We start from the raw sequence: 12,512 nt of genomic DNA on the forward strand, positions 1-12,512 counted from the left end.
ACCACCAGGGCGAGGGCGAGCACGGGCCAGGGTCAGCGGGCCCGGCCGGTGCGCCACCGACAGTCCCGGGGCTCGACCGCACGCCAGACGGCACCGCGCCCCGGCCGGTACGGCACGGGGCGCGGTGAAGGAAGGGGGCGGCCGGCGTCAGCCGCCGAGGCGCTTCCGGGCGTTCTGGAGATTCACGAGGTCGGTCTGCTGGGTGTTCTTCATGGTCTGCGCGGTGCGGACCACGTCCTTCTCGTCGCTGGCGTCGAGCACGCCGTCGATCATGTGGACGCCACCCACGTGGTGCTTGATCATCAAGTCGAGGAACAGGAGGTCGAACTCCCGGCCCTGCGCGGTCCGCAGGCGTTCCATCTCCTCGGGCGTGGCCATGCCCGGCATGAGGCCGTCCCTGACCATCTTCGGGCCGTCCGGCATCCAGGCCATCCGCGGCTGCGAGCCGGTCGGATCCAGGCCCCACTCGCGCAGCCAGGTCTGCATGGTGCCGATCTCGCCCTGTTGGTTGGTGGCGATGTCGCCACCGATGCCGCGCACCTCCGGATCCGTGGCCCGCTGGAAGGCCATCAGCCCCATCTCCACCGCCTGGGCGTGGTGGGCGGTCATGTCCCGGGCGAAGCCGGCCTCGACCGAGTCGTCCCCCGGGCGGGTCAGCCCGGGGGTGAGCAGGCCCCCCGCGTACCCGAGCAGGAGGGCGACCACGACGGCGACGGCCAATCCCACCAGGCCGATGCGTCGGCCGGACGCCCGGCCGCCGTCGGCGGCCGGGGTCTCGGGCGTGCTGTCCAGGGTGGCGGGAGCCGTCATCGGAATCCTTACTGGGTCGGCATCTGCGGCTGGAGGTCGTCACGCGGCGTCGTGCCGGTGGCCGTGATGCCCTGGTTGCAGAGGGCGGTCGGGCCCTCGATGGAGGCGTTCACCCGCAGCGTCTTGATGAACTCGTCGATCCGCTTGTCGTCGGCGTTGTCGACCTTGAGCTGGTAGCCCCAGGTCTGCAGCGAGATCGGCTTGTCGAGGCCCTCGAACGGGCTCATGAGCATCTTCTCGTTGCCGCGGACCTTGTCGGCCAGCTTGCTGACCTGGTCGGCGGGCAGGTCGGGGCGGTACGTGATCCAGATGGCGCCGTGCTCCAGGCTGTGCACCGCGTGCTCGTTGGCGATCGGGGCGGGGTAGACGTCGCCCATGCAGTTCTGCCAGGCCTGGTTGTGCGGCCCGGCCACCGGCGGGAGGATGTCGTACTTGATCTGGCCGGGCTGGTGGTTGCTGCCCTTGACCAGCTCCGGGTCCTTCTCGCGGTAGTTCACGATGCCGTCGATGGCGTTGGCCCGCTCCTCCCACGGCTTGGAGCCCTGGAACGCGGCCCACGCACCGTAGCCGATGATCGCGACGGCGATCACGCCAACGGCCACGAAGAGGGCGATCGGCCCCAGCGAACGGCCCTGACTGACCTTGACCGGGGTCACCGGCTTGCGCGGCCCCTTGCCACCGGAGGAGGCGCCCTTCGGCTTGCCGGCTCCGGCCTTGGCGCCGGACGCCGGCCGGCCCGCGGCCGGCTTCTTGCCCGTGCTGACCACGGTCGGACGGCGCTGCTCGCCGCCCGGGGTGCTGATGCTCATCGTGCCTCGTCAGGTCGGTCGGTCAGGGAACCGGCGGGTCTGGTGCACACAACGGGTCGCCGCCGCGGGCACCGAGTCTACCCCCGATACCATGGATCGGTGACTCCCGCAGAACTCGCCGAGGTCGTCCTCGCCGCAGCCCACGCCGTCTTCACCCAACGGGGTCTGGACCCCGCCGTGCTGCCCGGGGAGACCACCGTCGAGCGACCCCGCAACCCCGAGCACGGGGACTACGCCTCCACGCTGGCGTTGCAGCTGAGCAAGAAGGTCGGCGTGCCGCCGCGGGAGCTGGCGGGCGCCCTCGCCGACGAGCTGGGCAAGGCGCCCGGGGTCAAGTCCGTCGAGATCGCCGGTCCGGGCTTCCTCAACATCCGGCTCGACGCCGCCGCCGCCGGCCAGCTCGCCCGCGTGATCGTCGAGGCCGGTACGGAGTACGGGCGCAGTGATCGTCTCGCCGGCCAGCGGATCAACCTGGAGTTCGTGTCCGCCAACCCGACCGGTCCCGTGCACATCGGCGGTGTCCGGTGGGCCGCGGTCGGCGACGCGCTGAGCCGGCTGCTCCGCGCCACCGGCGCCGACGTCGGCACCGAGTACTACTTCAACGACGCGGGCTCGCAGATCGACCGGTTCGCCCGGTCGCTGCTGGCCGCCGCGAAGGGCCAGCCGGTGCCGGAGGACGGCTACGGCGGGGCGTACATCTCGGAGATCGCCGCGGAGGTCCAGGCCCGGCGCCCGGACGTGCTCTCCCTCGACGACGCGGAGGCCCAGGAGGTCTTCAGGGTCGAGGGCGTCGCGCTGATGTTCGACGAGATCCGGTCGTCGCTGCGCGACTTCGGGGTCGAGTTCGACACCTACTTCAACGAGAAGGACCTGCACGACCGCGGCGAGCTGGACCTCGCCCTGACCCGCCTGCGGGAGCAGGGGCACGTCTTCGAGGCCGAGGGCGCGACCTGGCTGCGCACCACCGAGTTCGGCGACGACAAGGACCGGGTGCTGCGCAAGTCCAACGGCGAGTGGACGTACTTCGCCGCGGACTGCGCCTACTACCTCGACAAGCGCGAGCGCGGCTTCGAGCGGGTCGTCATCATGCTGGGCGCCGACCACCACGGCTACATCGGCCGGATGCGGGCCATGGTCGCCTGCTTCGGGGACGACCCGGACCGGAACCTCGAGATCCTCATCGGTCAGCTCGTCAACCTGGTCCGCGACGGCGCCCCCGTGCGGATGAGCAAGCGGGCCGGCACGGTCGTCACCCTGGAGGACCTCGTCGACGCCATCGGGGTCGACGCCGCCCGGTACGCGCTGGCCCGCTACTCCAGCGACTCGCCCATCGACATCGACGTGGAGCTGTGGACCCGGGCCACCCGGGACAACCCGGTCTACTACGTGCAGTACGTGGCGGCCCGCACCGCCGGCGTGGCCCGCAACGCGGCCGAGGTGGGGCTGACCCGGGGCGACGCCGACGCGTTCCGGCCCGAGCTGCTCAGCCACGAGAAGGAGAACGAGCTGCTCAAGGCGCTCGCCGAGTTCCCGTCCGTGGTGGCCACCGCCGCCGAGCTGCGCGAACCGCACCGGGTCGCCCGCTACCTCGAGGAGAGCGTCGCGCAGGCGTACCACCGGTTCTACGACAACTGCCGGATCCTGCCGCAGGGCGACGAGGAGGTCAGCGACCTGCACCGGGCCCGGCTCTGGCTCAACGACGCCACCCGAACGGTGATCGCCAACGGCCTGCACCTGCTCGGCGTCTCCGCGCCCGAGAGGATGTAGCACATGCGTGCTCACGAGGCCGGTGCGCTGCACGGCGAGATCGGCAGCCGCGGGCCGGCCTGGTTGCGTACGCCGGTCGACGTCAACGCCCTGGTGCCGGACCTGTGGCCGCGCAACGTGGCGCGCGCCGCGGACGGCGCGCTCGCCGTCGCGGGGCTCAGCGTGCGCGACCTCGCCGCCGAGTTCGGCACCCCGGTGTACGTGCTCGACGAGGACGACCTGCGCTCGCGCTGCCGCGACTTCCGGGCCGCCTTCGCCGGCGTCGACGTCTACTACGCGGGCAAGGCGTTCCTCTGCCGCGCGGTGGTGCGGATGATCGACGAGGAGGGCATGCACCTCGACGTATGCAGCGGCGGCGAGCTGGCCACCGCGCTCGCGGCGGGGATGCCGCCGGAGCGGATCGGCTTCCACGGCAACAACAAGTCCGTCGCCGAGCTGGCCCGGGCGCTGGACGCCGGGGTGGGGCGCATCATCGTCGACTCGTTCGTCGAGATCGACCGGTTGACGGCGCTGGCCCGCGAGCGGGGCGTACGCCCCAACGTGCTCGTCCGGGTCACCGTCGGCGTGGAGGCGCACACACACGAGTTCATCGCCACCGCCCACGAGGACCAGAAGTTCGGCTTCTCGCTGGCCGGTGGCGCCGCCGCGGCGGCCGCCTTCAAGATCCTCGACGAGGACGTGCTGGAGCTGCGCGGCCTGCACTCGCACATCGGCTCGCAGATCTTCGACGCCAGCGGCTTCGAGGTGTCCGCCCGCCGGGTGCTCGCGCTACAGGCGCAGATCCGCGACGCGCGCGGCGTCGAACTGCCCGAGCTGGACCTCGGCGGCGGCTTCGGCATCGCGTACACCACGCAGGACGACCCGGCGACCCCGCACGACCTGGCCAAGCGACTGCGCAAGATCGTCGACTCCGAGTGCGAGGCCGAGCGGCTCGCCGTGCCGCGGCTGTCCATCGAGCCGGGCCGGGCGATCGTCGGTCCGGCCATGTTCACCCTCTACGAGGTCGGCACCGTCAAGGACGTCGACGGCATCCGCACGTACGTGAGCGTCGACGGCGGGATGAGCGACAACATCCGCACCGCGCTCTACGACGCCTCGTACTCCGCCACCGTGGCCTCGCGGGCGTCGGGCGCCGACCCGATGCTCGCCCGCGTGGTGGGAAAGCATTGTGAGTCCGGGGACATCGTGGTGAAGGATGAATTCCTGCCCGCCGACGTGCAGCCCGGAGATCTTGTCGCAGTGCCCGGCACCGGCGCGTACTGCCGGAGCATGGCCAGCAACTACAACCACGTGCCGCGCCCCCCGGTGGTCGCGGTGCGCGACGGCCAGGCGCGCCTGATCGTCCGGCGGGAGACCGAAGAGGACCTGCTCGCATTGGATGTTGGATGACGTCACCTGTGCGCCTGGCGCTGCTCGGCTGCGGCACGGTCGGCGGGGAGGTGGTCCGCCTGCTGCACGAGCAGTCGGCCGACCTCGCCGCCCGCATCGGCGCCCCGCTGGAGATCGCCGGCATCGCCGTACGCCGGCTGGGCCGTGACCGCGGCGACCTGCCGGTCGACCCGGCGCTGTTCACCACCGACGCGCTCGGCCTGGTCAAACGCGACGACGTGGACGTCGTGGTCGAGGTGGTGGGCGGCATCGAACCGGCGCGCGGCTGGCTGGTCGAGGCGCTGCGCGCCGGCAAGAGCGTGGTGACGGCGAACAAGGCGCTGCTCGCCGAGGACGGCGGGACGCTGCACGACGCGGCCGCCGAGGGCGGCGCGGACCTCTACTACGAGGCGGCCGTGGCCGGGGCGATCCCGCTGCTGCGCCCGCTGCGCGAGTCGCTGCACGGCGACCGGATCACCCGGGTCACCGGCATCGTCAACGGCACCACGAACTTCATCCTCTCCGCCATGGACGCCACCGGCGCCGGCTTCGCCGAGGCGCTCGAGGAGGCCACCGAGCTGGGGTACGCCGAGGCGGACCCGACGGCCGACGTGGAGGGCTTCGACGCGGCCGCGAAGGCCGCGATCCTCGCGTCGCTGGCGTTCCACACCCGGGTGAGCGCGGCCGACGTGCACCGGGAGGGCATCACCGAGGTCACCGCCGCCGACGTGGCCAGCGCCAAGGCGATGGGCTGCACCATCAAGCTGCTCTGCATCGCCGCCCGGGGCGTCGACGCCGCCGGCCGGGAAACCGTCAACGTCCGGGTGCACCCGGCGATGATCCCGTTGACGCACCCGCTCGCCAGCGTCGGCGACGCGTTCAACGCGGTCTTCGTCGAGGCGGAGGCGGCCGGCCAGCTGATGTTCTACGGCCGGGGCGCGGGCGGCGCGCCGACCGCCAGCGCGGTGCTCGGCGACGTCGTGGCGGTCGCCCGCAACCGGCTCGCCGGGGTGCGGGCGGCCAGCGAGAGCGCGTACGCCGACCTTCCGGTGCGGCCCATGGGTGAGGCGCTCACCCGCTACCACGTACGCCTCGACGTGGCCGACCGTCCCGGCGTTCTGGCCGCCGTGGCGGGGGTCTTCGCCCGGCACGACGTGTCGATCGCGACCGTACGGCAGGGATCGGCGGACGGCTCCGCCGGCACCACCGGGCGCGGCGGTGACGCCGAGCTGGTGATCGTCACCCACGTCGCGCCGGACGCCGCGCTCGCCGCCACCGTCGCCGAGCTGCGCGGCCTCGACATCGTCCGGTCGGTGACCAGCGTGCTCCGGGTCGAGGGCGGGTTCTGAGTCGTCGACCGGGTGACCGGCGGGGCCGGGTGGCCGGCTGGCGGCGGGCCGGTGGCCGGGCGGCTCAGGGACACGTCCGGCGCCGCAGCGGTGGGCGTGTCCCGCCAGGTGGGTATTCGCGGGCCTGGTCGGAGGCGCTCGGGCAGGCTGGTCCAGGCTGGACGTGTCCCCAGGTCAGCGGGGCGGACGAGGCGAGGAGAGCGACATGTGGCGGGGTCTGATCGAGGCGTACCGGGACCGGCTGCCGGTCACCGACGCCACGCCCGTCGTGACGCTGCACGAGGGGAACACCCCGTTGCTGCCCGCGCCGGTGCTGTCGGCCCGGCTCGGCTGCGACGTCCACCTGAAGGTCGAGGGGGCCAACCCGACCGGCTCGTTCAAGGACCGGGGCATGACGGTCGCCGTCTCGAAGGCCGTCGAGGCGGGCAACAAGGCGATCATCTGCGCCTCCACGGGCAACACCAGCGCCTCCGCCGCGGCGTACGCGGCCCGCGCCGGCCTGACCTGCGCCGTGCTGGTGCCGCAGGGCAAGATCGCGCTGGGCAAGCTGGCGCAGGCGCTGGTGCACGGCGCGAAGCTGCTCCAGGTCAACGGAAACTTCGACGACTGCCTCGCGCTGGCCGCCAAGCTCGCCCAGGACTACCCGGTCGCGCTCGTCAACTCGGTGAACGTCGACCGGCTGCACGGGCAGAAGACCGCGGCGTTCGAGATCGTCGAGGCGCTGGGCGACGCCCCCGACATCCACTGCCTGCCGGTCGGTAACGCCGGCAACATCTCCGCGTACTGGATGGGGTACTCGGAGGAACTCGCCGACGGCCGCGCCACGCGCGCCCCCCGCATGTACGGCTTCCAGGCCTCGGGCGCGGCGCCGCTGGTCACCGGTGCGGTGGTGCGGGAGCCGTCGACCATCGCCACCGCCATCCGCATCGGCAACCCGGCTAGCTGGACCCGGGCCATCGACGCCCGGGACGCCTCCGGTGGCCTGATCTCCGCGGTGACCGACCGGGAGATCCTCGCCGCGTACCGGCTGCTGGCGAGGGAGGTCGGGGCCTTCGTGGAGCTGGGCAGCGCGGCGAGCGTGGCCGGGCTGCTGCAGCAGGCCGCGGAGGGACGGATCCCGGCCGGCTCGACCGTGGTCTGCACGGTGACCGGGCACGGCCTCAAGGACCCGGAGTGGGCCATCTCCACGGCGCCCGCCCCGATCACGATCGCCAACGATCCCCTGGCCGCCGCCCGCAGCCTCGACCTGGCCTGACGCCCACCCCCTCCGCGCCCCCGCCCGTCCGCGCCCCCGGGCCCTCCGCGCCCGTCCGCGCTCCGGGGGCGCCTACGCGTTGATCATGACGTTGTTGCCACCCGCGCCGGCGTGTCGTGACGACAACTTCATGATCACCGGGACGGCCGGGGGGAGGGCGGGGACGGGCCCGGGGGATGGGCCGGGGCAGGGGCCGGGACGGGCGGGACTGGGTGGGGGCTGAGGGGTTGCTGGGGCCGGGCTGGACGGGGGCTGACGGGCTGTACCCGGCGCGGGGCGAGGTGAGCGGATCGGGCACACTTTGCGTGCCCCGCAGACTTTCCTAGGAGTGAGCCAGGCCGATGTCGCTGCTCGCCAGATTCAGTCTCGCCAACCGAGCGCTCATCGCGCTCATCGCGGTGGTGACCACGGCGTTCGGACTGTTCGCCGTGCCGTCGCTGAAGCAGCAGCTGCTGCCGTCGCTGGAGTTCCCCGCGGCGTTCGTCATGGCCGCGTACCCCGGCGCGGCCCCCGAGGTCGTCGAATCGCAGGTCGTCGAGCCGATCGAGAACAGCCTCCAGGGCATTCCGGGGCTGGAGCAGGTCACCTCGACCTCGCGCGAGGGCATGGCGACCGTCCAGGTGATGTTCGAGTTCGGCACCGACCTGGACGACGTCGTCAACAAGATGCAGACGTCGCTCAACCGGATCGACGCGCAGCTGCCGGAGAGCGTGGACCCGCAGGTGATCGCGGGCAGCACCGACGACCTGCCCGCCCTGGTGCTCGCCGCGGCCGGTGACGGCGACGAGCGGGCCCTCGCCGACAAGCTGCGTACCACCGTCCTGCCCGAGCTGGAGGCGATCGACGGCGTCCGTACCGTCGAGCTGACCGGCACCCGGGACGACATCGTCGTGGTCACGCCGGACATGGCGAAGCTGGCCGCCGCGAAGCTCCAGCCGACCGCAATCGGGGAGGCGCTGCGGACGAACGGCGTCACCGTGCCCGCCGGCACGGTCGGCGACGGCAGCATGTCCCTGCCGGTGCAGGTCGGCACGCCCGTGGCGAGCCTGGACGACCTGCGCGGCATCGTCGTCGCCCCCGGCCCGACCCCGGTCCGGCTCGGCGACATCGCCACCGTCGAGCAGTCGCTCGCCCCGGCGACGGCCATCACCCGCACCAACGGCCAGGACAGCCTGGGCATCGCCGTCACCGCCGCGCCGGACGGCAACGCCGTGGAGATCTCGCACGAGGTCCGCGACCGGTTGGACGCGCTCACCGACGCCTCCGGCGCCCAGTTGACCATCGTGTTCGACCAGGCGCCGTTCGTGGAGAAGTCCATCGAGAGCCTCACCACGGAGGGCCTGCTCGGTCTGGTGATGGCGGTCGTCGTCATCCTGGTCTTCCTGCTGTCGGTCCGCTCCACGCTGGTCACGGCGGTCTCCATCCCGCTGTCCGTGCTGGTGGCGCTGATCTCGCTCTGGATCGGCGACTACTCGCTCAACCTGCTGACCCTCGGCGCGCTGACCATCGCCGTCGGCCGCGTGGTCGACGACTCGATCGTGGTGCTGGAGAACATCAAACGGCACCTGGAGTACGGCGAGGCCAAGCGGGACGCCATCCTCAACGCCGTCCGCGAGGTGGCCGGCGCCGTGACCGCGTCCACCCTCACGACGGTCGCCGTCTTCGCCCCCATCGCGCTGGTGGGTGGCTTCGTCGGGCAGCTCTTCGCCCCGTTCGCGATCACGGTGACGGTGGCGCTGCTCGCCTCGCTGCTGGTGGCGCTCACCATCATCCCGGTGCTCGCGTACTGGTTCCTCAAGCCGCCGAGCGCCACGGCGGACCACGCCGCGATCCGGCGGGCCGCCGAGGAGAAGGAGCTGCGCAGCCCGTTGCAGCGGGGCTACCTGCCGGTGATCGGGTTCGCCACCCGCACCCGGCGTACCCGCTGGATCACCCTGGGGCTCGGCGTGCTCGTGCTCTTCGGCACGCTCGGCCTGGGCAGCCGGCTGGAGACGAACTTCCTGGACGACTCCGGCCAGGACACGCTGAGCATCCGGCAGGAGCTGCCGGCCGGCACGGGCCTGGCGGCGACCGACGCCGCGGCCCGCAAGGTCGAGGCGGTGCTGGAGCGTACGGCGGGCGTCGAGACGTACCAGGTGACGGCCGGCGGCGGCGGCGACATGGCGTTCTTCGGCGGCGGCCGGAACAACGTGGCCAGCTGGTCGCTCGCGCTGAGCGGCGACACCGACGCCGCGCGGATGCGGGAGGTGCTGCGCAAGGAGTTCGACGCCCTCGGCAGCGACGCCGGCGAGTTCACCTTCGGCGGCGGCCAGGACGCCTCCGCGAACCAGCTCGAGGTGATCGTCCAGGCCGACGACCCGGAGGTGCTGAGCCGGGCCGCGGACGCGGCGCGCGAGGCGATGGCCGGCACGCCGGACGTGGCGGACGTCACGACGAGCCTCGCCGACCGGGTGCCGCGGGTCGACGTGACCGTCGACCGGGTGAAGGCCGGCCGGGCCGGACTCACCGAGGCCGCCGTGGGCCAGCTCGTGGCGCAGGTCTTCCGGGGCGCCCCCCTCGGCCAGGTCCCGCTCGACGGCGGCCAGCAGGACGTCGTGCTGCGCCTGTCCGCCAAGGCGCCGGTCAGCGTCGAGGAGCTGCGTGCCCTGCCCGTCGGGCCGGTGCGGCTCGGCGACATCGCCACGGTCGAGCGGGCCGAGGGCCCGCAGCAGGTCACCCGGATCGACGGTGAGCGCAGCGTGACGGTGACCGGTACGTCCACCGGCTCGAACCTCGGCGCCACCACACAGGAGCTGCGCGAGCGGCTGGACGCGATCGACGTGCCGGGCGCGACGTTCACCATCGGCGGCGTCAGCGCGGACCAGGAGGATGCGTTCGCCGACCTGCTGCTGGCGGTGCTCGCGGCCATCGCGATCGTCTTCCTGATCATGGTGGCCACCTTCCGCAGCATGGCCCAGGCGCTCATCCTGCTGATCTCGATCCCGTTCGCGGCGACCGGCGCGATCGGCCTGCTGCTGGCCACCGGTACCCCGCTCGGCGTGCCGGCGTTGATCGGTGTGCTCATGCTGGTCGGCATCGTGGTGACCAACGCGATCGTGCTGCTGGACCTGATCAACCAGTACCGGAACCAGGGCCTGGGCGTACGGGAGGCGGTCGTCGAGGGCGGCCGGCACCGGCTGCGGCCGATCCTGATGACCGCGGTGGCGACCATCTTCGCGCTGCTGCCGATGGCGTTCGGGCTCACCGGCGAGGGCGGCTTCATCTCGCAGCCGCTGGCCGTCGTGGTGATCGGCGGTCTGCTCAGCTCCACGGTGCTGACGCTGATCCTCGTGCCGACGCTCTACACGATGGTGGAGAACACCAAGGAGTCGCTGCGCGAGCGGCGCCGGCGGCGTGCCGGCGGCCCGTCCGCCGGGCCGACCGGAGCGGGCACCCCGTCCGAGTCGGAGCCTCGGCCCGAGCCGGTCCCGGCCGGCGCGGCGGCGACGGCCCGCGCGGCGGAGCAGCCGGCGGGCGAACCGCGGCCCGTGCCCTCGGCCGCGCTCGTCGACGGTACGGACCAGTTCGAGGTGCTCCGGCTGCCGAAGAGCCGCACCTCGCCGTTGCCGCCGACCGAATAGGCGACCGGACGAAGGTCGCGCCCCCGGCAGGCCGGCGCCTGCCGGGGGCGCGCCGTCTCCGCCGGCGCCCCTCCAACCCGAGCGTCCGCGGTCCCGGCGGCCGCCGGCGTCGACCATGAGGTTGTTGCCACGACACGCCGTCGCGGGCGGCAACAACTTCATGATCAACAGGGTGGCCGCGCCGGGGGCGGCGCGCACGGGGAGACGTTCCGGGGCGGGGTAGGGTCCTGCTCCGTGGCGTCCACCCTGTCGGTCCTCACCCGGAACCGGAGCTTCCGCAATCTCTTCCTGGCCGAGCTGGTGGTCTTCGGGTCGGACTGGTTCGTCATGGTCCCGCTGCTCGTGCTGCTCCCGGACCTCACGGGGAGCGGCGTGTGGGGAGCGCTGGTCCTCGCCGTCGACACCGGGGTCGTGGCGCTGCTGCTGCCGTTCACCGGCACCCTCGCCGACCGGTTCGACCGCCGCAAGATCATGATGGTGGCCAACGTGGCGGCGTTGGCCGGGGTGCTGCTCCTGCTCGGCGTACGCAGCGCGGGCACCGCGTGGCTCGCCATGGTGGCGATCGCGGTGATCGCCGTCGCCAAGGGCTTCTACTCGCCGGCCGCCCAGGCGGCCCTGCCCAACGTGCTCGACCCCGACGAACTGGCGGCCGGAAACGCGGTCGCCGGATCGGCGTGGGGCACGATGACGGTCGTCGGCGCCTCGCTCGGCGGTGTGCTGAGCGACCGGGTCGGCGCGTACGCCTGCTTCTGGATCGCCGCGGTCGGCCTGGCGCTCGCCGCGGTCCTCGCCGCGACCATCCGGCGGCCCCTCCAGGCGCCCCGGGAGGCCGACCTCGCCCCGCAGCGGGCCTGGGCGGCGGTGGGCGAGGCGCTGCGCTACATCGGGCACCGGCCGCGCGTGCTGGCGCTGGTCACCGTGAAGTCGGCGGTCGGCCTCGGCAACGGGGTGCTGACCGTATTCCCGCTGCTCGCCGAGGTGTACGGGGCCGGCCCGTCCGGCACGGGTCTGCTCTTCGCGGTCCGCGGTGCGGGCGCGCTGGTCGGGCCGATCCTGATGCGCCGGGTGCTCACCAACCGGTCCTGGCTGCTGCCCGGCCTGGCGCTGTCGATGTCCCTCTACGGGCTGGCCTACCTCGGCACCTCGGTGGCGGGCTGGTTCCCGCTCGTGCTGCTGCTCGTGTTCGTGGCGCACCTCGCGGGCGGCAGCAACTGGGTGATGTCGAACTTCGCCCTCCAGGGCGAGGTGCCGGACCGGCTGCGCGGTCGCGTGTTCGCCACCGACATGATGCTGGCGACGCTCGCCGTCTCGATCAGTCAGCTCGTCGTGGCGGCGGTCGTGGACACCGTGGACGAGCGGGTGGTGCTCGCCGGCTGCGGGCTGGTCACCCTCGTGTACGCCGTCGGCTGGCGCTTCGCCACCCGCCGGCTCTCCCTCACCGACCCGGTTCCCGAACCGGCCCCCGACACGGCCCGCTGACCCCGCCGTCGTCCCACCGCTCGGGCCGAGATCCGGGACCGTCGGTCCCCGGTCC

At 73.0% G+C, this 12,512-nt stretch carries 8 protein-coding genes; 6 read left to right on the top strand and 2 right to left on the bottom strand.

Annotation, left to right across the window (positions count from 1 at the left end; genetic code table 11):
• Positions 1–147 precede the first annotated feature (147 nt).
• Entirely contained in the window at positions 148–810 is a 663-nt protein-coding gene (locus OG994_RS30505) for a DUF305 domain-containing protein (RefSeq protein WP_328851732.1), read from the bottom strand.
• 8 nt (positions 811–818) lie between these two features.
• Positions 819–1,619, bottom strand: a complete 801-nt coding sequence (locus OG994_RS30510; RefSeq protein ID WP_120330429.1) for a DUF3105 domain-containing protein — start codon at positions 1,617–1,619, stop codon at positions 819–821.
• Between the two features lie 99 nt (positions 1,620–1,718).
• Here OG994_RS30510 and argS point away from each other — a divergent pair, with 99 nt between their 5' ends.
• The 6 genes from argS (at position 1,719) to OG994_RS30540 (ending at position 12,457) form a co-directional block, all read left to right on the top strand.
• Positions 1,719–3,386 (top strand): arginine--tRNA ligase, encoded by a 1,668-nt coding sequence (gene argS, locus OG994_RS30515; RefSeq protein WP_328851733.1) that lies wholly within the window; start codon positions 1,719–1,721, stop codon positions 3,384–3,386.
• A 3-nt stretch (positions 3,387–3,389) separates the two neighbouring features.
• Positions 3,390–4,775 (top strand): diaminopimelate decarboxylase, encoded by a 1,386-nt coding sequence (gene lysA / locus OG994_RS30520; RefSeq protein WP_120330431.1) that lies wholly within the window; start codon positions 3,390–3,392, stop codon positions 4,773–4,775.
• 8 nt (positions 4,776–4,783) lie between these two features.
• Complete coding sequence (locus OG994_RS30525; RefSeq protein WP_328853834.1) at positions 4,784–6,103, top strand: homoserine dehydrogenase; 1,320 nt, start codon at positions 4,784–4,786, stop codon at positions 6,101–6,103.
• 205 nt (positions 6,104–6,308) lie between these two features.
• On the top strand, positions 6,309–7,358 hold the full coding sequence (gene thrC, locus OG994_RS30530; RefSeq protein WP_328851734.1) for a threonine synthase: 1,050 nt from the start codon (positions 6,309–6,311) through the stop codon (positions 7,356–7,358).
• Positions 7,359–7,699: 341 nt separating this feature from the next.
• A complete protein-coding gene (locus OG994_RS30535) occupies positions 7,700–10,978 on the top strand; it encodes an efflux RND transporter permease subunit (RefSeq protein WP_328851735.1) in 3,279 nt (1,092 codons plus the stop codon).
• 234 nt (positions 10,979–11,212) lie between these two features.
• Positions 11,213–12,457, top strand: a complete 1,245-nt coding sequence (locus tag OG994_RS30540) for an MFS transporter (RefSeq protein ID WP_328851736.1) — start codon at positions 11,213–11,215, stop codon at positions 12,455–12,457.
• Positions 12,458–12,512 lie beyond the last annotated feature (55 nt).

Source organism: Micromonospora globbae, assembly GCF_036184225.1.
Taxonomy (GTDB): domain Bacteria; phylum Actinomycetota; class Actinomycetes; order Mycobacteriales; family Micromonosporaceae; genus Micromonospora; species Micromonospora globbae.